Source organism: Streptomyces sp. NPDC048275 (assembly GCF_040652275.1).
In the GTDB taxonomy this organism is placed as follows: Bacteria; Actinomycetota; Actinomycetes; order Streptomycetales; family Streptomycetaceae; genus Streptomyces.
The window spans coordinates 1-21,433 of sequence record NZ_JBEZLR010000081.1; the positions used below are offsets into that span (position 1 = coordinate 1).

19 protein-coding genes, 1 pseudogene and 1 riboswitch are annotated in these 21,433 nt (G+C 69.6%); of the genes and pseudogenes, 10 read left to right on the forward strand and 10 right to left on the reverse strand.

The genetic code is table 11. From position 1 onward, the window contains the following. Window positions 1-99: 99 nt before the first annotated feature. From rsgA to AB0D57_RS34790, 3 genes are all read right to left on the reverse strand, one after another. Window positions 100-1,110: a ribosome small subunit-dependent GTPase A gene (gene rsgA / locus AB0D57_RS34780; RefSeq protein ID WP_362082467.1), complete on the reverse strand. Its 1,011-nt coding sequence runs from the start codon at window positions 1,108-1,110 to the stop codon at window positions 100-102. Between the two features lie 16 nt (window positions 1,111-1,126). After that, the gene (gene aroA, locus AB0D57_RS34785; protein ID WP_362082470.1) at window positions 1,127-2,467 is read right to left on the reverse strand and encodes a 3-phosphoshikimate 1-carboxyvinyltransferase; all 1,341 of its coding nucleotides are present in this window, start codon (window positions 2,465-2,467) and stop codon (window positions 1,127-1,129) included. A 166-nt stretch (window positions 2,468-2,633) separates the two neighbouring features. After that, entirely contained in the window at window positions 2,634-3,356 is a 723-nt protein-coding gene (locus AB0D57_RS34790) for a M50 family metallopeptidase (RefSeq protein ID WP_362082473.1), read from the reverse strand. A gap of 50 nt (window positions 3,357-3,406) precedes the next feature. On the opposite strand from AB0D57_RS34790, the gene AB0D57_RS34795 reads away from it, so the two are divergent. The 10 genes from AB0D57_RS34795 (at window position 3,407) to AB0D57_RS34840 (ending at window position 13,709) form a co-directional block, all read left to right on the forward strand. Next, on the forward strand, window positions 3,407-4,222 hold the full coding sequence (locus AB0D57_RS34795; protein WP_362082476.1) for an SOS response-associated peptidase: 816 nt from the start codon (window positions 3,407-3,409) through the stop codon (window positions 4,220-4,222). Between the two features lie 79 nt (window positions 4,223-4,301). Further along, the gene (locus tag AB0D57_RS34800) at window positions 4,302-4,916 is read left to right on the forward strand and encodes an alpha/beta family hydrolase (protein WP_362082571.1); all 615 of its coding nucleotides are present in this window, start codon (window positions 4,302-4,304) and stop codon (window positions 4,914-4,916) included. Between the two features lie 254 nt (window positions 4,917-5,170). Then, entirely contained in the window at window positions 5,171-5,854 is a 684-nt protein-coding gene (sigR, locus tag AB0D57_RS34805) for an RNA polymerase sigma factor SigR (protein WP_362082574.1), read from the forward strand. Beyond that, on the forward strand, window positions 5,851-6,153 hold the full coding sequence (gene rsrA / locus AB0D57_RS34810) for a mycothiol system anti-sigma-R factor (protein ID WP_362082479.1): 303 nt from the start codon (window positions 5,851-5,853) through the stop codon (window positions 6,151-6,153). The genes sigR and rsrA overlap by 4 nt, the downstream gene beginning before the upstream one ends. A 166-nt stretch (window positions 6,154-6,319) precedes the next feature. Next, on the forward strand, window positions 6,320-7,789 hold the full coding sequence (locus tag AB0D57_RS34815; protein WP_362082482.1) for an HD domain-containing phosphohydrolase: 1,470 nt from the start codon (window positions 6,320-6,322) through the stop codon (window positions 7,787-7,789). 92 nt (window positions 7,790-7,881) lie between these two features. After that, entirely contained in the window at window positions 7,882-9,072 is a 1,191-nt protein-coding gene (locus AB0D57_RS34820) for an HD domain-containing protein (protein ID WP_362082577.1), read from the forward strand. A 156-nt stretch (window positions 9,073-9,228) separates the two neighbouring features. Continuing rightward, entirely contained in the window at window positions 9,229-10,209 is a 981-nt protein-coding gene (locus AB0D57_RS34825) for a hypothetical protein (RefSeq protein ID WP_362082485.1), read from the forward strand. Window positions 10,210-10,267: 58 nt separating this feature from the next. Beyond that, entirely contained in the window at window positions 10,268-10,918 is a 651-nt protein-coding gene (gene def / locus AB0D57_RS34830) for a peptide deformylase (protein WP_362082488.1), read from the forward strand. Between the two features lie 338 nt (window positions 10,919-11,256). Beyond that, window positions 11,257-12,342, forward strand: coding sequence for an epi-isozizaene synthase (gene cyc1 / locus AB0D57_RS34835; RefSeq protein ID WP_362082491.1), 1,086 nt, complete (start codon window positions 11,257-11,259; stop codon window positions 12,340-12,342). Further along, on the forward strand, window positions 12,339-13,709 hold the full coding sequence (locus tag AB0D57_RS34840; RefSeq protein ID WP_362082494.1) for a cytochrome P450: 1,371 nt from the start codon (window positions 12,339-12,341) through the stop codon (window positions 13,707-13,709). The genes cyc1 and AB0D57_RS34840 overlap by 4 nt, the downstream gene beginning before the upstream one ends. 261 nt (window positions 13,710-13,970) lie before the next feature. On the opposite strand, the pseudogene AB0D57_RS34845 reads toward AB0D57_RS34840, so the two are convergent. The 7 genes and pseudogenes from AB0D57_RS34845 to AB0D57_RS34875 all read right to left on the reverse strand — a co-directional run. Further along, window positions 13,971-14,399 (reverse strand): annotated as a pseudogene (locus AB0D57_RS34845) (helix-turn-helix domain-containing protein); the annotation flags it as partial. Window positions 14,400-14,474: 75 nt separating this feature from the next. After that, window positions 14,475-14,918, reverse strand: a complete 444-nt coding sequence (locus AB0D57_RS34850) for a hypothetical protein (protein WP_362082497.1) — start codon at window positions 14,916-14,918, stop codon at window positions 14,475-14,477. A gap of 85 nt (window positions 14,919-15,003) precedes the next feature. After that, a complete protein-coding gene (locus tag AB0D57_RS34855) occupies window positions 15,004-16,014 on the reverse strand; it encodes a ribonucleotide-diphosphate reductase subunit beta (RefSeq protein WP_362082499.1) in 1,011 nt (336 codons plus the stop codon). After that, window positions 16,014-18,383 (reverse strand): ribonucleoside-diphosphate reductase subunit alpha, encoded by a 2,370-nt coding sequence (locus tag AB0D57_RS34860; RefSeq protein ID WP_362082502.1) that lies wholly within the window; start codon window positions 18,381-18,383, stop codon window positions 16,014-16,016. The genes AB0D57_RS34855 and AB0D57_RS34860 overlap by 1 nt, the downstream gene beginning before the upstream one ends. A gap of 143 nt (window positions 18,384-18,526) precedes the next feature. After that, a riboswitch (cobalamin riboswitch) is annotated at window positions 18,527-18,615 on the reverse strand. An 87-nt stretch (window positions 18,616-18,702) separates the two neighbouring features. Beyond that, window positions 18,703-19,221: a GNAT family N-acetyltransferase gene (locus AB0D57_RS34865; protein ID WP_362082505.1), complete on the reverse strand. Its 519-nt coding sequence runs from the start codon at window positions 19,219-19,221 to the stop codon at window positions 18,703-18,705. A 122-nt stretch (window positions 19,222-19,343) separates the two neighbouring features. Then, window positions 19,344-20,954, reverse strand: a complete 1,611-nt coding sequence (gene mctP, locus AB0D57_RS34870; protein ID WP_362082508.1) for a monocarboxylate uptake permease MctP — start codon at window positions 20,952-20,954, stop codon at window positions 19,344-19,346. Further along, complete coding sequence (locus AB0D57_RS34875; protein ID WP_362082511.1) at window positions 20,951-21,214, reverse strand: DUF3311 domain-containing protein; 264 nt, start codon at window positions 21,212-21,214, stop codon at window positions 20,951-20,953. Before AB0D57_RS34875 ends, mctP begins: the two co-directional genes overlap by 4 nt. Window positions 21,215-21,433: the final 219 nt, after the last annotated feature.

The following is a 21,433-nucleotide window of genomic DNA, read 5'->3' on the forward strand; positions in this document are numbered from 1 at the left end:
TGACCTCAGAAGTCACAGCTTCCGGCGTCGATAGTGCTCACCTGCTGGCGGCTACGGAACCGAGCATTCCCCGGCTCCGTAGCTCCCATTAGGCGGCGATCAGTCGCCCTCCGTGCGCTCACGCGTCGCCAGCAGCCGGCGCAGGGAGTAGAGCCGGGCCGGGTCCGCGTGGCCGTCCGCCACCCACTGGTCCAGCGCGCAGTCCGGCTCGTCGTGACTGCACGCGCGCGGGCAGCCCTCGGTACCGGGTTCCAGGTCGGGGAAGGCGTGGATGACCCGGGACGGGTCGACGTGGTGCAGGCCGAAGGAGCGTACGCCGGGGGTGTCGATGACCCAGCCCGCGCTGCCCGGGAGCGGGATCGCGCGCGCCGAGGTCGTGGTGTGCCGGCCCCGGCCCGTGACGGCGTTGACATGGCCGGTGCTGCGTCGCCGATCGAGCGAAACCAGCGCGTTGACCAGGGTCGTCTTGCCGACGCCGGAGTGCCCGACGAACGCCGTGATCTTGCCGTCCAGCTGCTCCCGTACCCGCTCCACCGCCGCGCCGCTCTCCAGTTCCTCGCGGCTGGTGACGACGTACGGCACGCCCAACGCCCCGTACAGCTCCAGGAGTTCATCGGGTGCGGCGAGGTCGGACTTGGTCAGCACCAGCAACGGCTCCAGGCCGCCGTCGTACGCCGCGACCAGGCAGCGGTCGATCAGGCGCGGGCGCGGCTCGGGGTCGGCGAGGGCGGTGACGATGGCGAGTTGGTCGGCGTTGGCGACGACCACGCGCTCGTACGGATCGTCGTCGTCGGCCGTGCGGCGCAGCACCGAGGTGCGCGGTTCGATGCGAACGATGCGGGCCAGGGTGTCCTTCTGGCCGGACAGATCGCCGACGAGGGCGACCCGGTCGCCGACGATCGCGGCCTTGCGACCCAGTTCGCGGGCCTTCATCGCCATGACGAGGCGGTCCTCGACCAGGCAGGTCAGGCGGCCCCGGTCGACGGTGAGGACCATGCCCTCGGCCGCGTCGTCGTGCTTCGGGCGGATGTTCGTACGCGGACGGTTGCCCTTGCGGTTGGGGCGGGTGCGGATGTCGTCCTCGTCGGTGTGCTTGCCGTAGCGGCGCATGATCCTGGTCCGCCCGTCAGTTCCCGAGCATTCCGGTCCACAGATCGGGGAAGTCCGGGAGGGTCTTCGCCGTCGTCGCCACGTTCTCGATCTGTACCCCCTCGACCGCCAGGCCGATGATGGCGCCGGCGGTGGCCATGCGGTGGTCGTCGTAGGTGTGGAAGATGCCGCCGTGCAGTCGGCGCGGGCGGATGTGCAGGCCGTCGGCGGTCTCGGTGACGTCGCCGCCGAGCTCGTTGATCTCCTTGGTGAGGGCGGCCAGGCGGTCCGTCTCGTGCAGCCGCAGGTGGGCCACACCGCGGAGCGTGGAGGGGGAGTCGGCGAGGGCCGCGACCGCGGCGATGCCGGGGGTCAGTTCGCCGACCTCGCTCAGATCCACCTCGATGCCGTGGATCGCGCCGGAGCCGGTGAACTCCAGGCCGCTCTCGGTCAGCTCGCAGGAACCACCCATCTCGGTGAAGATCTCCCGCAGCTTGTCACCGGGCTGGGTGGTGTGCGTGGGCCAGTCGGGGATGACGACCGTGCCGCCGGTCACCAGGGCCGCCGCCAGGAACGGCTGGGCGTTGGAGAGGTCCGGCTCGATGGTGAGATCGCGGCCGAGCAGCGCGCCCGGGGTGACCCGCCAGACATTCGGCTCGCCACCCGACTCCGGGGTGTCCACCTGCGCGCCGACCGCGCGCAGCATGTCGACCGTCATCCGGATGTGCGGCATGGAGGGGAGCGTGGAACCGGTGTGCCGCACCTCCACGCCCTGGTTGAAGCGCGGGCCGGAGAGCAGAAGGGCCGATACGAACTGGGAGGACGACGACGCGTCGATCGACACCGGGCCACCGTCCAGCGCGCCCGAACCGTGCACCGTCAGCGGCAGCGCGCCGCGGGCGTCGTCGTCGATACGGGCGCCGAGCAGGCGCAGCGCGTCGATCACACCGTGCAGCGGACGCTCGTACGAACGCGGGTCGCCGTCGAAGCGGATGGGGCCGTCGGCGAGCGTGGCGACCGGGGGCAGGAAGCGCATCACGGTGCCGGCGTTGCCGACGTCGACGGTCGCCGGGCCCTGCAGGCCCGAGGGGATGACCCGCCAGGCCTCGCCGGAGGCGTCGGGGCCGCCCGCGACCGTGGAGCTGGACGAGACCGTCTCCTCGATGCCGACGCCCATCGCGCGCAGCGCGCCCGCCATCAGCAGTGTGTCGCGGGAGCGCAGCGGGCGGCGCAGCCAGCCCGGCTCCGAGGCGAGCGCGGCGAGGACCAGGGCGCGGTTGGTGACCGACTTGGACCCCGGCACGTGGACCGTCGCGTCGACGGCTCCGCTCGCGTGCGGGGCGGGCCAGAGGGCGGTGTGGGCGGGGTTAGCGGTCATGCGCCCCACTTTAGTGCGGGTGCGCTCCGCTGGGTTTGGGCGGGAATGCAGGTCGGATGTTGGGTGCGGGCGCGTTGGGGCTGGTCGCGCCCGCGCGGCGGAGCCGCATATGTCACAGTCCCGCGCCCCTAAAGGGGCGCGGTAGTCCCCTGCGTCTTTGCGGGGCTCAGAGCTCCAGCAGCCAGCGGGCGCCGCCCATCAAGGAGCACAGGGAGACCGCGTGGAACAGGAACAGCCACAGGCCGGCCGGGACGTGGGTGAGGCGGGACAGCTGGTCCGCGTCGGAGTCCCCGGCGCCTCCACGGCTGCGCTTGGCCTGGAGTTCGAAGGCCGGGCGGACCCCGCCGAGCAGCAGGAACCACACCACGGCGTACGCGAACGCCGCCTGCACCTGGGGTCCGGTGAGCCAGGACACCACCAGGAATGTGCCGCCGGTGAGGATCACGGTGAGCGCGCCGTACGCGTTGCGGATCATCACCAGCATGGCGACGAGCAGGGCCGTGGCCAGCCACAGCAGCAGCGTGATGCGGCCCGCGCCCAGCAGCGCGGCGCCGCCGAGGCCGAGCAGCGGGGGAGAGGTGTAGCCCGCGGACGCGGTGAGGATCATGCCGAGGCCGGTGGGCTTGCCCCGACTGACGGTGAGGCCGCTGGTGTCGGAGTGCAGCCGGATACCGCTGAGACTGCGCCCGGTGAGCAGCGCCACCAGGCCGTGGCCGCCCTCGTGGGCGATGGTGATGGCGTTGCGGGCGACGCGCCACACGCCGTGCGGGACGATCACGGCGAGGGCCGCGACCAGGGTGGCTATCACCACCCACAGGTCGGGGTCCGGCTGACTGCCGAAGACCTCGTCCCAGAGGCTGGCCAGCGAGGTGGATGCGGTGCTGTCCATTGTCGGTGGGGGCTCCTCCGGATAGCTGGGAATCTGGCAGTGTGGCACGTATGTGCGGACGGTATGCAGCGAGTCGTGGGCCCGAGGATCTCGCAGGAATCTTTGAGGTCGAGAAGTGGGAGCCCGAGGAAACCCTCGCCCCCGACTTCAACGTGGCCCCGACCAAGGAGGTCTACGCCGTCCTCGACCGTCCCCTTAAGGACGCGGACAGCCCGAAACCGGTTCGCCAGCTGCGCAAGCTCAAATGGGGCCTCGTCCCGTCCTGGTCCAAGACGCCCGAGGGCGGCGCCCGGATGATCAACGCGCGCGCGGAGACGGTGCACGAGAAGCCCTCGTACCGCCGTGCCTTCGCGGCGCGACGCTGCGTCCTGCCCGCCGACGGCTACTACGAGTGGGTCACCGGGTCCGCCGAGCGCGACCTGGAGGTCGAGGGCAAGAAGAAGCGGCCGCGCAAGCAGCCGTACTTCGTGACACCCGCGGACGGTTCGGTCTTCGCGATGGCCGGGCTGTACGAGTTCTGGCGGGACCGAACGCTGCCCGACGACCACCCGGGCGCCTGGTGGGTGACGTGCTCGGTGATCACCACCGAGGCGGAGACCTCGCCGCTCGCGATCGCGCCCGCAGAGGGCCCGCACGCCCTCGCCGACATCCACCCCCGCATGCCCCTGATGCTCACTCCGGACCGCTGGGACGCCTGGCTCGACCCGGCTCGCACGGACCTCGACGACCTGCGTCAACTGCTCGCACCGCCGCCCCCCGGGCTGATGCGTGCGTACCCGGTGTCGACGGCCGTCAGCAACGTCCGCAACAACGGGCCGGAGCTGCTGAAGGAGCTGGAGGGGCCCGAAGAGGGCACACTTTTCTGATGTGACTGAAGCTGATGTGACTTCTGATGTGACTGATGCGACTCCTGACGTGTCTGACGTGTCTGACGTGACAGAGATCATGGAGACGGATGCGGGTACGGCCCGCGTCACCTGGCACCGGGCCGGCAAGGCCCGGCTCGTTCTCGCCGTGAGCCATGGTGCCGGTGGCGGGATCGAAGCGCGCGACCTCCAGGCGCTGGCGTCCGCACTGCCCGCGCACGGCGTGAGCGTCGCCCTCGTGGAGCAGCCCTGGCGGGTGGCCGGGAAGAAGGTGGCGCCCGCGCCCAAGACGCTGGACGTGGGATGGCGGGGGCTGTGGCCGGGCCTGGCGAAGCACGGGCTGCCCGTTGTCGCGGGCGGACGGAGCGCGGGGGCACGCGTCGCCTGCCGTACGGCCACGGAACTCGGCGCCGCCGCCGTGCTCGCGCTCAGCTTCCCCCTCCACCCGCCGGGCAGGCCCGAGAAGTCCCGTGCCGACGAACTGCTCGGCTCCGGGGTGCCCACGCTCGTCGTCCAGGGCGGCAACGACCCGTTCGGGAAGCCGGAGGAGTTCCCGGAGGGCTCGTACGAGCTGGTCGAGGTGCCGTACGGCGATCACGGCTTCGTGGTCCCGAAACGCGCTCCCCTCGACCAGGACGAGGCCTTGAAGATCATCACGGACAGTGTCGTGAAGTGGACCGCGTCACTCGGGTGACGCCCGGGAATGTTGCGTGGTGGACCACTGTTGTGCCGAGCAGACAGCACGGACCGTGCTGGACCGTTCGTGGAGAGGAAGTCCGCCGCATGGGTTCGACCATCTGCCCGAGCCGCAGCAGCAGCGCTGACCTGGACTGGACGGTGCTGCACGCGGCCAAGAGCGCCCCCATTCGGGCGGCGGCGGGTACGGATCGTCGTCTATCCTCCGATTCCAGTGGGACCGGTCTCGGTCTCACGACAACGCTGGAGGAGGTGGGTCCGGTCACTGGGACCGACGCAGGGACCGACAACGGCCAGGCGGAGCAGCCCGAGGGCCAGGGCACGAGCACGGAGTCGTCCGCAGAGCGCACCGCGCGCTTCGAGCGGGACGCGCTCGAATTCCTCGACCAGATGTACTCGGCCGCCCTGCGCATGACGCGCAACCCCGCCGACGCCGAGGACCTGGTGCAGGAGACGTACGCGAAGGCGTACGCGTCCTTCCACCAGTTCCGCGAGGGCACCAACCTCAAGGCATGGCTGTATCGCATTCTCACCAACACCTTCATCAACTCGTACCGCAAGAAGCAGCGCGAACCCCAGCGCTCCGCGGCGGAGGAGATCGAGGACTGGCAGCTCGCGCGCGCCGAGTCGCACATGTCGACGGGTCTGCGCTCCGCAGAGTCGCAGGCGCTCGATCACCTGCCCGATTCGGACGTCAAGTCGGCGCTGCAGGCGATCCCCGAGGAATTCCGCATCGCCGTCTATCTCGCCGACGTCGAGGGCTTTGCGTACAAGGAGATCGCGGACATCATGGGGACACCCATCGGAACGGTGATGTCCCGGCTGCACCGAGGCCGTCGCCAGCTGCGCGGCATGCTCGAGGACTACGCGCGTGACCGCGGGCTGGTCCCGGCGGGCGCCGGAGAGTCGAACGAAGCGAAAGGCTCGGGCTCATGAGCTGCGGAGAGCCGCACGAGACGGATTGCAGTGAGGTCCTCGACCATCTCTACGAGTTCCTCGACCATGAGATGCCGGACGCGGACTGCACCAAGTTCGAGGTGCACTTCGAGGAGTGCTCCCCGTGCCTGGAGAAGTACGGCCTCGAGCAGGCCGTGAAGAAGCTGGTCAAGCGGTGCTGCGGGCAGGACGACGTGCCGACCGACCTGCGGGCGAAGGTCATGGGCCGTATCGACCTGATCCGCTCCGGACAGACCGTGCCCGAGCATGACGTCACCGCGACGCCTCAGGAGTCCTGAACTCCCCAACCGTTCCGAACTCCTCGTGAAGATCGGCTAGTTGGCGTCGCCATCACCCGAACGTGCTAATCCGCGGGCTCCGAGCCCGCGGATTCGGCCATTCCGCCCCCGTGCCGTTTCCGCTTCCCTAGGCTCCGGAGCCTGAACAGGGGGAGGGGACGAGGAGATGGCGTCGATTCCGGCGTGGGCGCGTGTCTACGTGGCCTGTGTCGTCCTCGCCGCCCTGGCCTGTCTGGCTCCCCTGCCACATGTGCGTGTTCCCTGGTGGGTGGTCGCCCTGCTCGCCGCGCTGTACGCCGGCTGCGAGCGGATCACGGTTCCTCGCGGCCCCAGGGGAGCGTCCGCCCGTGTCGCCGGGCGACGGGCCACGGGCGTGGGCATGGGCATGGGGGTGGGCGCTTTTCTCCCCGTGCTGCTGGCCGGGGCCTTTCTGCTGCCGCCGTCCGCCGCCGCGCTTGTCGCGTTGCCGGGGGCGCTGCTCACGCGGGTGGAGCAGCGGCCGCGGTGGCTGCGCCGGGTCTGGCGCGCGGCCCAGCTCGCCGTCGCGATCTGGGCGGCATCCCGGGTGCACGGGGCGCTGGGCGGCCGGGACGCGGTCGTCACGCCCGACTTTCCGTACGCGCTCGTGCCCGCCGGGGCCGCGGTGCTCAGCTTCTGCCTGGTCCTGACCGTCCTCGACGGCGGGATTCTGGCGCTGGCCGAGCGGGTTCCGGTACGGAGCGCCTGGCGCGGGGTCTTTGCGCGCTCCCTCGCGTCCGTCGCCGTGCACGGGCTCGCCGGGCTGATGATGGCGGTGCTGTGGCGCAGTCCGTACGGGCCTGTCGCCGCGTTGCTCGTGCTGTTGCCGATGTACGTCTCCTGCTGGGTGTTCGCCCAGTACCACCGGGAGCGGGCCGCCCACCAGGCCACCATCCGGGCCCTCGTGCAGGCCGTCGACATCAAGGACGGATACACACGCGGGCACAGTGAGCGGGTCGGGCAGGCGTCCATGATGATCGCGCGTGAACTGGGCATGGACGATGAGCGGGCCGAGGTGCTGCGGTTCGCCGGGATCCTGCATGACGTCGGCAAACTCGGGGTTCCCACGCGGTTGTTGCGGAAGGACGGGCCGCTCACGCCGGAGGAGCGGCGGGTCATCGAGCTGCATCCCGAGTACGGGCACGAGATGGTGCGGGGGATCGGGTTTCTGGGGGAGGCTCGGTCGGCGATTCTGCATCACCATGAGCGGCTCGACGGGAGTGGGTATCCGTACGGGCTGGTGGGGGCGCAGATTCCGGAGTTTGCGCGGGTGGTGGCTGTCGCGGACGCGTTCGATGCGATGACGTCCACTCGGTCCTATCGGAGGGCTCGGCCTGTTTCGGCTGCCGTTGAGGAGCTTGAGCGGTGCGCGGGGGCGCAGTTTGACCCTGTCATGGTGCGGGCGCTTGTTGCTGCGCTGGGGAGGGAGGGGTGGCGGCCCGTTGTCACGGCGGACCCTTCGCCGCTTCGCGGCGATGTTTACCCGCCCTCCCCGCCTGTTTCCAGCCGGACAGAGAAGCACCCGACAAACAAGAACGGGCACCCGACGACTGTCGAAGGGCGGGTGGCCGATGTCGAAGGGCGCCCGGAGGACCGTGTGCCTCGGGGGGGTTCGTGAGTCTTGTTTCCTGGGCTCCGGTTGCCCTTCGTCTCGTTCAGCGGCGTAGCAGATGCTCGTTCACGGCCGGCGCCCACGCGGCCGCGGCCCTCATCGGTGGCTTGGCCCTCGCCTTCACCCTCTGGAGCGGTCTCGACCAGCGCGGCACCGCCCTCGCCTTCGGTGTTCTCGTCGTGGTGGGCGAGCTCACCCGCTGGAGCGGGCCCGAGGAGCGCGAGTCCGCTCCCCTCGGGGCCGCCGGAGCGCTGTCGTACGCGTTGCTCGGGGAGAGTGCCGGGGAATCCACCCACCACGGCGTGCTGCAAGTCGTCGCCGTGGTCGCGGCGGCGGCGCTGCTGGGGTGCGTGCCGCATGTCGCCCGGGGCCGCGGACCCACCGTCGATCACCTCACCCGGCGCGTCCTCACCGTCGCGTTCGCGGCCTTCTGCTTCCAACCCCTGTACAGCCAGGGGAAGGTGATGGGCTGGGGCGGCCCCTCGTACGCTCTGCTGCTCGTCGCGCTGCTCGTGCTCACCGCGCTGTGCGACGCCGTGCTCGCGGCGGCGATGGCGCACGCCCGGACCCGTTGGCCCTTCGGTCCGCTGCTGCGGGACGAGCTGCGGGCCATGCCGGGCATCGGGTTCGCGGTCTGCGCGACCGGGGCCGTGATGTCGCTCGGGGTCGCGGTCGTGGGGCTGTGGGCGTTGCCCGTGTTCTCGCTGCCCCTGCTGCTCACCCAGCTGTCCTTCCGGCGGTACGCCGCCGTGCGGGTCACTTACCGGCAGACCATCACCTCGCTCGCGCGGGCGACCGAGATCGCCGGGTACACCCCCGCCGGGCACGCCCGGCGGGTGGCCACGCTCAGCCGGGCCGTCGGGCGCGAGCTGGGGCTCGCCGAGCCCGATCTGACCGTCCTGGAGTACGCCGCCCTGATGCACGACATCGGACAGCTCAGCCTCGTCGACCCGGTCCCGGCCGGGGCCACCTCCGTGCTCCCCGCCGACGAGCAGCGGCGCATAGCCCTCCTCGGCGGCGCCGTCGTACGGCAGACCGGGGTCGACGCGGAGGTCGCGGTGGTCGTCGAGCGGCAGGCCGACCCGTACCGGGAGCAACCGGTCACCGCACGGATCGTACGGGCCGTGAACGCATACGAGGAGATGGCCCGGGAAGCAGGGCCGCAAGGACCGCTGGCCGCACTGGAGAAGCTGCGCCTGGCCACCGCCCGCGACTATCAGCCGGAAGTCGTGGAGTCGCTGGCCAGGGTCCTGTTGCGGGGCGGCCTTACCCTGCCCCAGGCTGGGTAACCCATGGGTAATGAGCGGGCGTCCGACGGTACGTGGTTGGATGCGAGGAAGAGGGTGTTCGGGGGCGCGGGCCGACCCGGGGTTGCGCTGTCCTCAAGGGACTCTTCGAAGAACCACCGGCAGGCGGGAATCGCACGGAACTGGCAGGCGGGAATCGTGAGGATCTTCGGCAAGGGACGGCACCGGCCCTCCGCCTCATGGCGGCAGGCCACCGACCGCGCGTTCACGCTGATCGGCGACGGCCGGTACGAGGACGCGGGAGCGCTGCTGACACGCGCCGCGGATCTGGAGCCGTGGCTGTCCGAGTCCTGGTTCAACCTGGCCCTGCTGCACAAGTTCCGGCACGACTGGGAGCAGGCGCGGGCGGCCGGGCTGAGGGCTGTCGCGCTTCTCGACCGGGAGACCGGCGCGCCTGACTGGTGGAACGTCGGCATCGCGGCCACCGCCCTCCAGGACTGGCCGCTGGCCCGGCGCGCCTGGCAGGCGTACGGGCTGCGGGTGCCCGGCGGCGCCGCCGTCTCGGGCGAGCCCGTGGGCATGGACCTCGGCAGTGCGGCCGTACGGCTGTCTCCGGAGGGAGAGGCCGAGGTGGTGTGGGGGCGGCGGCTCGATCCCGCCCGCATCGAGGTGCTGTCCATTCCGCTGCCGTCCTCCGGGCGGCGCTGGGGCGAGGTCGTGCTGCACGACGGGGTGCCCCACGGGGAGCGGACCACCGCCGTCGGGCACGCCTATCCCGTCTTCGACGAGATCGAGCTGTGGGCGCCCTCGCCCGTCCCCACCTGGGTGGTCCTGCTGGAAGCGGCCACCGAGGACGACCGGGACGCGCTGGAGCAGCTCGCCGCCGACGCCGGCTTCGCCGCCGAGGACTGGTCGTCGTCCGTACGGCTGCTGTGCCGGATGTGCTCCGAGTCCCGGATGCCGTCCGACGAGGGCGACGGCGAGCACCTCGACCCGCACGACCACAGCGAGCCAGGCCACCCCGGGCCGCTCGGCCACCGCACCGACGGGCAGCTGTGGGTGCCCGAGCGGGAATGCGGGGTGGCCGCTCCGGCTTCGCTGGTACGGGGTCTGCTGGACGGCTGGGTCGCGGACAGCCCCGACTCCCGGGACTGGCGGGATCTGGAAGAGGTCTGCTGAGCGCTGCCCGTAGGCTGTACCCGCAGATTTCAAGGATTCAGGAAGGCGTACGTCGGTCATGGCGCAGCAGGACACCGATCAGCAGCACGCGGGCGTGCTCCCCGTGGACGACGAGGGCTTCGTCATCGATACCGAGGACTGTGAGGAGCGCGAGGCGGCTTACCGCGAGCGTGGTACCTCGCGGCCGATCACGGTCGTCGGCAACCCGGTGCTGCACAAGGAGTGCAAGGACGTCACCGAGTTCGGCGACGAGCTCGACCAGCTGGTCGCCGACATGTTCGCCAGCCAGCGCACCGCCGAGGGCGTGGGCCTGGCCGCCAACCAGATCGGCGTCGACCTGAAGGTCTTCGTGTACGACTGCCAGGACGACGAGGGCAAGCGGCACGTCGGTGTCGTCTGCAACCCCGTGCTCGTCGAGCTGCCCGCCGATCAGCGCCGCCTGGACGACAGCAACGAGGGCTGCCTCTCGGTGCCGACCGCGTACGCGCCGCTGGCCCGCCCCGACTACGCCGAGGTCACCGGGCAGGACGAGAAGGGCAACCCGATCAAGGTGCGCGGCACCGGCTACTTCTCGCGCTGCCTCCAGCACGAGACGGACCACCTGTACGGCTACCTCTACATCGACCGGCTCTCCAAGCGCGAGCGCAAGGACGCGCTGCGGCAGATGGCCGAGAACGAGCCCCGCTACCCGGTGGTCGCCAACGACTGACCGACGGCTGACCGACGACCGACCGACGACTGTGTCGGGAAACGACAGCTGGGACTCATGATCGCTCGTGGGCCCGCGTGTACGGCGTCTGTTCAGGGAGCCCCCTGAGCAGGCGCCGTTCGCATGTGTGTCTCACGTTCGATCCTATGTGCTCCCTAGCGAACCATATTCAGTCACACAAGGGGGCAATCTCAGCATCGTGGGGGAGTGAGTGGAGCAAATCCGTTCCCAGAACGGTCAGTTGTAGTGCTGAATGGAAGTGCGGGGATACGCAACGGCGCACGCCCGGCACGGCGGGAGGGGTGTGACGTCAACCGGCGGCTGAGAGGGGTTTGTTCGTGCACGCTTTCTCACACGGCACTTCATCGACACCGACCGTGGTCGCGGTTCCACCGGCACTCTCTCTCCCGGTGATCGAGACCATGTTTCCCCGTCAACTCCATCCGTATTGGCCCAGGCTTCAGGAGAACACGCGTTCGTGGCTGCGGGAAATGCGGCTCATGTCGGCGGACAAGGTCGAGGAATATGCCGACGGACTTTGCTATACCGACCTGATGGCGGGCTACTACATTGGTGCCTCCGACGAGGTCATGCAGGCCATAGCGGACTACAGTGCGTGGTTCTTCGTCTGGGACGACCGCCACGACCGCGACGTCATCCACGGCAGGCCGGCCGCCTGGCGGAGGCTCAGGGTCCAGCTACACGCGGCCCTCGACTCCCCCAGGGAGCACCTGCACCACCAGGATCCCCTGGTGGCCGGGTTCGCGGACAGCATGGTGCGGCTGTACTCATTCCTCAACAAGAAGTGGAACGCACGCTTCGCGTTCCACTTCCACGCGGTGATCGAGGCGTACGACCGGGAATTCCGCAACCGTACGTCGGGCACCGTCCCCACGGTCGAGGAATACCTCGAACTCCGGCGGCTCACCTTTGCGCACTGGATCTGGACCGACCTGCTGGAGCCGACCGCGGGCTGTGAAATTCCCGCCGCTGTGCGGCAACATTCCGCATATCGGCGTGCGGCACTTCTGAGCCAGGAATTCGCCGCCTGGTACAACGATCTCTGTTCGCTCCCCAAGGAAATAGCGGGCGACGAGGTCCACAATCTGGGAATCAGTCTGATTCACCATCAGAGGCTGAATCTCGAAGAGGCCGTCACGGAAGTCCGGCGGCGGGTCGAAGAATGCATCACCGAATTCCTCGATGCGGAAAGGGGCCTCGCCCGGTTCGCCGACGAACTTGACGACGGCACCGTGTACGGCAAGGAACTGAGCATCGCGGTGAAGGCCTGCCTGGGAAATATGCGGAACTGGTTCAGCTCCGTGTACTGGTTCCACCACGAGTCCGGCCGGTACTCCGTCGACAGCTGGGACGACCGCTCCACACCCCCGTACGTCAACAACGAAGCGGCAGGTGAGTCATGACCGTCGAGTCAGTGAAGCCCGCGCAACCCGGGGCTCAGGAGCTGCCCGTCCCACCCTTCGCCGGGGGCGGCGTACCCGGCCTCGGCCACGGCTGGAAACTGGTCCGCGACCCGCTGGGTTTCTTCGCGGGGCTTCGCGAGCACGGCGACATCGTCCGGCTCAAGCTGGGCCCCAAGACGCTGTACGCCGTCACCACGCCGGAGCTCACCGGAGCCCTCGCGCTGAGCACCGACTTCAAGATCGGCGGCCCACTGTGGGAATCGCTGGAAGGCCTGCTCGGCAAGGAAGGGGTCGCGACCGCCAACGGGCCCACCCACCGACGCCAGCGCCGCACGATCCAGCCCGCGTTCCGGCTCGACATCATCCCCGAGTACGGGCCGATCATGGAGGAGGAGGCGCGGGCCTTCGCCGAGCGCGTCCGGCCCGGCGAGACGATCGACTGCACCTCGGAGTCCTTCCGCGTCGCGGTGCGCATCGCGGCCCGCTGTCTGCTGCGCGGCGAGTACATGGACGAGCGGGCCGAGCGGCTCAGCATCGCGCTCGCCACCGTGTTCCGCGGCATGTACCGGCGCATGGTGATCCCGGCGGGCCCGCTCTATCGGCTGCCGTTTCCGGCCAACCGCAAATTCGACCGCGCACTGGCCGATTTGCATGTCCTGGTCGATGAGATCGTCGCCGAACGCCGGGCATCCGGTCAAAAGCCGGACGATTTGCTGACGGCATTGCTCGAAGCCAAGGACGACAACGGCGACCCGATCGGTGAACAGGAGATCCACGACCAAGTCGTGGCGATACTCACCCCCGGCAGCGAAACCGTCGCCTCCACCGTCATGTGGCTCCTGCAAGTCCTCACTGAACACCCGGAACACGCCGCCAGGGTCGCCGAAGAGGTCAAATCGGTCGCGGGCGACCGGCCCGTTGCATTCGACGATGTGCAGAAGCTGTCGCACACCAACAATGTTGTCGTCGAGGCGATGCGACTGCGCCCCGCCGTATGGATTCTGACGCGGCGGGCGGTGACCGAAACTGAGCTCGGGGGCTATCGGATTCCGGCCGGTGCCGACATCGTCTACAGCCCCTACGCGATCCAGCGTGATCCGCGGTCGTACGGGGGGCATCTGGATTTCGACCCCGACCGCTGGCTTCCGGATCGCGTCAAGGACGTGCCGAAGTTCGCCATGAGCCCCTTCAGCGTGGGCAACCGGAAGTGCCCGAGCGACCACTTCTCGATGGCCCAGCTCAGCCTGATCACGGCGACGGTGGCGTCCGCCTGGCGCTTCGAGCAGGTGTCCGAGTCGAAGGACGCGACCCGCGTCGGCATCACCCTGCGGCCCCACCGGCTGCTGCTGCGGGCGGCGCCGCGTTGACCGCGCGTCGCCGGCCCGGCGTCGCTCAGGACCTGTCCGGTCGATCACGGTGGAGGAAAGCAGCGGCGCCTGTCCGATGCCGGTGAGCGGAGTGTGGTGCGTGCAGCTGCAAGGCGGAGGAGGGCGTCGACGCGATGGGGGTCCCCCCGCTCGAGCGAAGCCGAGAGTGGGGGAGTCGGCAACCGACGACAACGCCGCAGATGCGCGCCCGCCGCGGAGCGGCTGGTGTCACTGCCACCCCGCGTTCGTACTGGTGCGCGCTCAGGCAGCCCGCGGGCCCCTGAACGTGCGCCGGTACGCCTGTGGGGTCGTCCCCGGACTCCGTACGAACTGATGGCGCAGCGCGGCAGCGTTGCCGAACCCGGTGCGACTCGCGACGGCGTCCATCGTCTCGTCCGTCGCCTCCAGCAACTCCCGTGCCAACAGCACCCGTTGGCGCAGGAGCCGGCGGTACGGAGTGGTGCCCGTCTCCTGCTGGAAGCGGCGCGCGAAGGTGCGCGGGGACATATGGGCGCGGGCCGCGAGCTGGCCACCGTCCCGGTGCGGAGGCACGACCATGCGGCGGGCGATGGCGTCGGCGACCTCGGGGCCGTGCTCCTTGCGCACCAGATGCAGACAGGCGTCGATACCGGCGGCGGTGCCGGCCGAGGTGATCACCGGGTCCACGTCGACGTACAGCACGTCCGGCTCGCCTCGCGATCTTTGTGATCCTGGCCCTGCCCGGGCTGATCGGGCCGGCCCATGTGCGGCGTACCGACCGTCAGCTCAGGGCTTCGTCACCACCACCGTCACCGTCCACTCCTGAAGGCCCTTGCACGACACCCGGCCCGGCTCGGTGGCGCACAATGGCCGGGACGAACTGAGCTGTGCCGTACCGGCCGAGACCGCCTCGAAGGCGGCGACGGCGTCGCCCGGCTGGATGACGATGCCGCTGTTGGTGGCCTCCAGGCCGCCGCCGCTGACCCTGACGGGCTCCCACGGCCGATCGGCGGTCCCGTCCAGGGCGAGACGGACCACGCCGCCGGTCGTCAGACAGAACGTACGGCCGGTGTCAGTGGCGCCGAGCTCCGCCGGTGGTGCCGTGCAGCTCGCGTCGGTTTTCGTGGGGGACGGCGACACGGTGCCGCTGCCGGCCTCGTCGCCGCAGCCCGCCACGAGAAGCGTCAGCGCCACGAGGGCGAGGATCCGGTGCTGGGTCGTACGGCGCATGGGGTGACCTCCTTACCGCTTGGACGTGCCACCCGCGCCGCGGGATCCACCGGATCCTCGCCTGGTCGGAATGTCGCGACAGGACCTAGAAGTCCTCGTCGAACCCGACCGAGCCCTCCACCGCCACCTGGTACGCCGACGGGCGCCGCTCGAAGAAGTTGGTCAGTTCCTGGACGCCCTGGAGCTCCATGAAGGAGAAGGGGTTCTCGGAGCCGTACACGGGCGCGAAGCCCAGCCGCTGGAGGCGCTGGTCGGCGACGCACTCGAGGTACTGGCGCATCGATTCGGTGTTCATACCCGGGAGACCCTCACCGCACAGGTCGCGCCCGAACTGCAGCTCGGCCTCGACGGCCTCCCGGAGCATGTCGGTCACCTGCTGCTGAAGCTGGTCGTCGAAGAGTTCCGGCTCCTCCTTGCGGACGGTGTCGACCACCTCGAACGCGAAGGACATGTGCATGGTCTCGTCGCGGAACACCCAGTTGGTGCCCGTGGCCAGGCCGTGCAGCAGACCCCGCGACCTGAACCAGTAGACGTACGCGAACGCCCCGTAGAAGAAGAGCCCCTCGATGCACGCGGCGAAGCAGATGAGGTTGAGGAGGAAGCGGCGGCGGTCGGCCTTGGTCTCCAGGCGGTCCAGCTTCTCCACCGAGTCCATCCACTTGAAGCAGAACTCGGCCTTCTCGCGGATGGACGGGATGTTCTCGACGGCCGCGAAGGCCGCCGTCCTGTCCTCCGGGTCGGGCAGGTAGGTGTCGAGCAGCGTCAAGTAGAACTGGACGTGCACGGCCTCCTCGAAGAGCTGCCGCGACAGGTACAGGCGCGCCTCGGGGGAGTTGATGTGCTTGTAGAGGGTCAGGACCAGGTTGTTCGCCACGATCGAGTCACCCGTCGCGAAGAACGCGACCAGGCGGCCGATCATGTGCTGCTCGCCCGGGGACAGCTTCGCGAGGTCGGCGACGTCCGAGTGGAGGTCGACCTCCTCGACGGTCCAGGTGTTCTTGATCGCGTCCCGGTAGCGCTCGTAGAAGTCCGGGTAGCGCATGGGGCGGAGAGTCAGCTCGAAGCCGGGGTCGAGAAGATTCTGGGTGCTGGGCATTACTGGCAGGCCTCGCAGGACTCGGGGTTTTCGAGGGAGCAGGCGACGGCGTCTTCGTCGGGCGTCTGCTGTACGGGGATCGTGGGCTGCGCCTGGGCGGCGCGGGCGATGCGTGTCGCCGGGCGTGAGCGCAGGTAGTACGTCGTCTTCAGGCCCTGCTTCCAGGCGTACGCGTACATCGAGGAGAGCTTGCCGATGGTCGGCGTCTCCAGGAAGAGGTTCAGCGACTGGGCCTGGTCCAGGAACGGCGTGCGGGCGGCGGCCATGTCGATGAGGCCGCGCTGGGGGATCTCCCACGCCGTGCGGTACAGGTCGCGGACGTCCTGGGGGACCCAGGTGAAGCCCTGCACCGAGCCGCTCGACTCGCGCAGCGCCTCCCGGGTCTGCGCGTCCCACACGCCGAGTTGCTTCAGCTCGTCCACCAGGTAGGAGTTGACCTGGAGGAACTCGCCGGAGAGCGTCTCGCGCTTGAAGAGGTTCGACACCTGCGGCTCGATGCACTCGTACACGCCCGCGATGGAGGCGATGGTGGCCGTCGGCGCGATGGCGAGGAGGAGCGAGTTGCGCATGCCCACGGCAGCGATGCGTTCCCGCAGGGCGGCCCAGCGCTCCGGCCAGGTCAGTTCGACGTCGTAGTGGTCGGGGTGGAGCACGCCGCGGGCGGTCCTGGTGCGGGACCAGGCGGGCAGGGGGCCGTTGCGCTCCGCGAGGTCCGTGGAGGCCTCGTACGCGGCGAGCATGATGCGCTCGGCGATCCGGGTGGAGAGGGCCTTGGCCTCGGGGGAGTCGAAAGGCAGGCGGAGCTTGAAGAAGACGTCCTGGAGGCCCATCGCGCCCAGGCCCACCGGACGCCACTTGGCGTTGGAGCGGCCCGCCTGCTCGGTCGGGTAGAAGTTGATGTCGACGACGCGGTCGAGGAAGGTGACGGCGGTGCGGACGGTGGCGTCCAGACGCTCCCAGTCGATGCCGTCGCCGACGACGAAGGCGCCGAGGTTGACCGAGCCCAGGTTGCAGACCGCCGTCTCGCCGTCGTCCGTGACCTCGAGGATCTCGGTGCAGAGGTTCGAGGAGTGGACGGTGTGGCCGGGCTCCGCCGTCTGGTTGGCGGTGCGGTTGGCCGCGTCCTTGAAGGTCAGCCAGCCGTTGCCGGTCTGCGCGAGGGTGCGCATCATGCGGCCGTAGAGGTCGCGGGCCGGGATGGTCTTCTTGGCCAGGCCGTCGGCTTCGGCCTTGCGGTAGGCCGCGTCGAACTCCTCGCCCCACAGGTCGACCAGCTCGGGCACGTCGGCGGGGGAGAAGAGGGACCACTGCCCGTCGGCGTCGACCCGGCGCATGAACTCGTCCGGGATCCAGTGCGCGAGGTTCAGATTGTGCGTACGGCGGGCGTCCTCGCCGGTGTTGTCGCGCAGCTCCAGGAACTCCTCGACGTCGGAGTGCCAGGTCTCCAGGTAGACCGCGGCGGCGCCCTTGCGCCGGCCGCCCTGGTTCACCGCGGCGACCGAGGCGTCGAGGGTCTTCAGGAACGGGACGATGCCGTTGGAGTGCCCGTTCGTGCCGCGGATCAGTGAACCGCGGGAGCGGATGCGGGAGTACGACAGGCCGATGCCGCCCGCGTGCTTCGAGAGCCGGGCCACCTGGTGGTAGCGGTCGTAGATGGAGTCCAGCTCGTCCAGAGGGGAGTCGAGGAGGTAGCAGGACGACATCTGCGGGTGACGCGTGCCGGAGTTGAAGAGTGTGGGGGAGGAGGGGAGGTAGTCGAGGCGGCTCATCAGGCCGTAGAGGGCGGCGACTTCGTCCACGGCGCGGGTTGTTTCGTTCTCAGCGAGACCGCTCGCGACCCGGAGCATGAAGTGCTGCGGGGTCTCGATGACGCGCCGGGTGATCGGGTGCCGGAGCAGGTAGCGGCTGTGCAGGGTGCGCAGGCCGAAGTAGCCGAAGCGGTCGTCCCCGTCGGTGTCGATCAGCGCGTCCAGGCGGGCCGCGTGCAGGCCTACGAACTCTGCCGTGCGGTCGGCGATCAGGCCCTCGCGGTGGCCGACGGCGACCGACTCGGAGAAGGAGCGCACGCCCTGCGAGGCGGCCTCGGCGGCGATGCTGACCGTCAGCAGCCTGGCGGCCAGCCGAGAGTACGCGGGGTCCTCGGAGATGAGGCCCGCGGCCGCCTCGGTGGCCAGCTCGCGCAGCTCCGTGTCGTCCGCGTGCGCGGACCGGCCGCGCAGCGCGGCGGCGGCGACTCGGCCGGGGTCGGCATCGGGGAGGTCGGCGGTGAGGTCGGTCAGCATACGCAGCAGCGTGGTACCGGGACCGTCCTTCTCCACCAGGGCCTGCTCCGTGGAAGCTGAAACCGGATCGGCTGGCGCGATGGTCACTGGGGGCTCTCCCTCGCTCGGCACGGGGCCAGGGGAAAGCGGCGGGGCACACGAGCGCGCACGGCGTCGCGTCCACCGGCCCATTCCGCGAGGCCCGGACGTCGTCGGCGCCCGGGCCGGGTGGCCGGGGCGCGCTGTCGACAGGTCCTCGGACTGAAACTCGTACGCGAATACACACGTATGCGCACAAGTACACCGTTGCGGGACAGTTCCGGATTCGCACCGGATTCCCCTGCGACGACAGCGAGCACGAGCATACATCTAGTGCCGGGTCGCGGGAGCACCCCCACATGTTGTGTCACGGCGGCCTTTGAGGGAGCTACGGAGTGTGCTGGAGCGTCAACTCGTAGGTGATCAGGAGGAGGTCGTCGAGGTGCGGGATGGGGTTCCAGTCGCGCTCGGGGGTACGGGTGAAGCCGAGGCGCGCGTAGATGCGGTGGGCCGTGTGCATGGTGCGCTGGGTGGAGAGCACGAGGCGTATGCAGCCTTCGGTGGCGCGTGCGCGGTCGACACAGGCGCGTACGAGGGCCTCGCCGACGCCTCGGCGGCGGGCTTCCGGGGCGACGGCGAGCATACGGATCTCGGCCTCGCCGGGCCGGGCGATGTCGGCCATGGGTCCGTCGGCCGGAACGAAGGTCACACCGCCCCACACCTGGTCCCGCTCCGTGGCGACCAGCACCTCGGCCGCCGCGGCCCGCTTCGCGACGTCGCGCAGCTCCCCGAGGTACTCGTCGCTCTCGCCGAAGTCGAGCAGTCCGTCGCCGAGATAGGCCTGTGCGGTGATCTCGCCGACGCGCTCGTACTCCTCGGGCCGGGCCCGCCTGATGACGATGTCCATGCCGTGCAGTGTGCCGCAACCCCGAGGGGCGGAGCCCCCAGGAACGGGGCGAACGAGTAGGGGCGGCGGGGGCGAAAATCCGCCCCGCCGCCCCTACTACCCGCATCCGTACCCGGTGGTGCCTAGTGGGCCGCCCCCGCCGCGGCCGGTGGCAGCTCCACCGTGACGCCCGGCTCCCCCGCGTCCGCCGTGTAGTCCTCCGGAGACGTCTCGTCGACACCGTCAGGGGCCTTGAAGGCGCGCAGGGCGAAGGTGAGGACGACGGTCACGACCACATTCAGCACGAACGCCGTCAGGCCGATGTAACCGATCTCCCCGATGCCGGGGATCTCCTTCGAGCTGCCGCCGAAGTGCTTCTGGGTCGGGGACGCGACGCCGTACGCGGCGAGCGTGCCGTAGAGCATGCCGACCGCCCAGCCCCCGAGCAGCGCCCAGCGGTGGAACCAGCGCGTGAACAGGCCGCCGACCAGGGCCGGGAAGGTCTGCAGGATCCAGATGCCGCCCAGGAGCTGGAAGTTGATGGCGACCGTCTTGTCCATGGTGAGGACGAAGGCCAGCGCGCCCACCTTCACCAGCAGGGAGACCAGCTTGGAGACCTTGGTCTCCTGCTGCGGGGTCGCGTCCGGCTTGATGAAGTCCTTGTAGATGTTGCGGGTGAAAAGGTTCGCGGCCGCGATGGACATGATGGCGGCCGGGACCAGCGCGCCGATGCCGATGGCCGCGAAGGCCACGCCCGCGAACCAGTCCGGGAACATGTTCTCGAAGAGCTGCGGGATGGCGAGCTGGCCGTTGGTGACCTTCACCCCGGCCGCGATCGCCATGAACCCGAGCAGGGCCAGCAGGCCCAGCATCAGCGAGTACAGGGGGAGGATCGTGGTGTTGCGGCGGATCACCTCGCGGCTGCGGCTGGAGAGCGTCGCTGTGATCGAGTGCGGGTACATGAACAGCGCGAGCGCGGAGCCGAGCGCGAGGGTTGCGTAGGTCCATTGCCCGGCCTCGGCGGGGATGGCCCCGCCCGCGCCGGCCGCCGTGTATTTGTCGTTCGCCGCCTTGAAGATCTCGTCGAAGCCGCCCAGCTTGATCGGGATGTAGATGATCGCCACCGCGATGACGATGTAGATCAGTGTGTCCTTCACGAAGGCGATGAGGGCGGGGGCCCGCAGACCCGACGAATACGTGTACGCGGCGAGCACTCCGAAGGCGATGAGCAGCGGCAGGTCCTTGATGAACCAGTTCGTGCCCTCGCCGCCGCCGACGCCCATCACGTCCAGGACGGCCTGGATGCCGACGAGCTGGAGCGCGATGTACGGCATCGTGGCGAGGATGCCGGTCACGGCGACCGCCAGCGACAGGCTCTTCGAGCCGAAGCGCCCGCGCACGAAGTCCGAGGTCGTCACGTATCCGTGCTTGTGCGAGACCGACCACAGGCGGGGCAGGAAGGTGAAGATCAGGGGATAGACCAGGATCGTGTACGGCACGGCGAAGAAGCCGGCCGCGCCCGCCGCGTAGATGGCGGCCGGTACGGCGACGAAGGTGTACGCCGTGTAGAGGTCGCCGCCGAGCAGGAACCAGGTGACCCAGGTGCCGAACGACCGTCCGCCCAGGCCCCATTCGTCGAGGCTGTGCTCGTCGTCGGCCTTGCGCCAGCGCGCGGCCAGGAAGCCCATGACTGTGACGGCCAGGAAGAAGAAGATGAAGACGGCGAGTGCGACGCCGTTCACGCCGTCGTTCATGCTTCGGGACCGCCCTTCGGGGTGGTGCGAGCTCGCTGGTCACGCTGCCACAGCTGGTACGCGATCACCGTGAGCGCCGTGGATATGAGCACCCACAGCATCTGGTACCAGTAGAAGAACGGGATGCCGATGAAGGTGGGGTCCGTCTTGGAGTACGAGCCGACCCACAGCATGGCCACGAAGGGGGCGAACAGGCACAGGGCGATCACGACGCGGACCGGTGTCACCACCGGTGGTTTCACTTCGGGCACATCTGACATATGGCGGCTCCGTCCCCTCACTGGTCACCTGTGATCGCTGGTAATCACCTGTGTAACGCGCAGGCAATCTAGGCGACGTCACACACAAGCGGAACCCCTGGTCCGTATATCGGTCCTCAGCGCAGCGCTTTCGTGCGGTCAGGGGAGGATTCGTGTGGTCGGCAGCAGTGGAACCCCTCTCGCGGATGCGCACGGGCCGTCCTCCCATCCATGAGTGAC

Bases quoted from the DNA above. Each gene is read 5' to 3' on its own strand.
- rsgA (WP_362082467.1), bottom strand. From the start codon at position 1,110: ATGCGCCGCTACGGCAAGCACACCGACGAGGACGACATCCGCACCCGC.
- aroA (WP_362082470.1), bottom strand. From the start codon at position 2,467: ATGACCGCTAACCCCGCCCACACCGCCCTCTGGCCCGCCCCGCACGCG.
- AB0D57_RS34790 (WP_362082473.1), bottom strand. From the start codon at position 3,356: ATGGACAGCACCGCATCCACCTCGCTGGCCAGCCTCTGGGACGAGGTC.
- AB0D57_RS34795 (WP_362082476.1), top strand. From the start codon at position 3,407: ATGTGCGGACGGTATGCAGCGAGTCGTGGGCCCGAGGATCTCGCAGGA.
- AB0D57_RS34800 (WP_362082571.1), top strand. From the start codon at position 4,302: ATGGAGACGGATGCGGGTACGGCCCGCGTCACCTGGCACCGGGCCGGC.
- rsrA (WP_362082479.1), top strand. From the start codon at position 5,851: ATGAGCTGCGGAGAGCCGCACGAGACGGATTGCAGTGAGGTCCTCGAC.
- AB0D57_RS34815 (WP_362082482.1), top strand. From the start codon at position 6,320: ATGGCGTCGATTCCGGCGTGGGCGCGTGTCTACGTGGCCTGTGTCGTC.
- def (WP_362082488.1), top strand. From the start codon at position 10,268: ATGGCGCAGCAGGACACCGATCAGCAGCACGCGGGCGTGCTCCCCGTG.
- AB0D57_RS34840 (WP_362082494.1), top strand. From the start codon at position 12,339: ATGACCGTCGAGTCAGTGAAGCCCGCGCAACCCGGGGCTCAGGAGCTG.
- AB0D57_RS34850 (WP_362082497.1), bottom strand. From the start codon at position 14,918: ATGCGCCGTACGACCCAGCACCGGATCCTCGCCCTCGTGGCGCTGACG.
- AB0D57_RS34855 (WP_362082499.1), bottom strand. From the start codon at position 16,014: ATGCCCAGCACCCAGAATCTTCTCGACCCCGGCTTCGAGCTGACTCTC.
- AB0D57_RS34865 (WP_362082505.1), bottom strand. From the start codon at position 19,221: ATGGACATCGTCATCAGGCGGGCCCGGCCCGAGGAGTACGAGCGCGTC.
- mctP (WP_362082508.1), bottom strand. From the start codon at position 20,954: ATGAACGACGGCGTGAACGGCGTCGCACTCGCCGTCTTCATCTTCTTC.
- AB0D57_RS34875 (WP_362082511.1), bottom strand. From the start codon at position 21,214: ATGTCAGATGTGCCCGAAGTGAAACCACCGGTGGTGACACCGGTCCGC.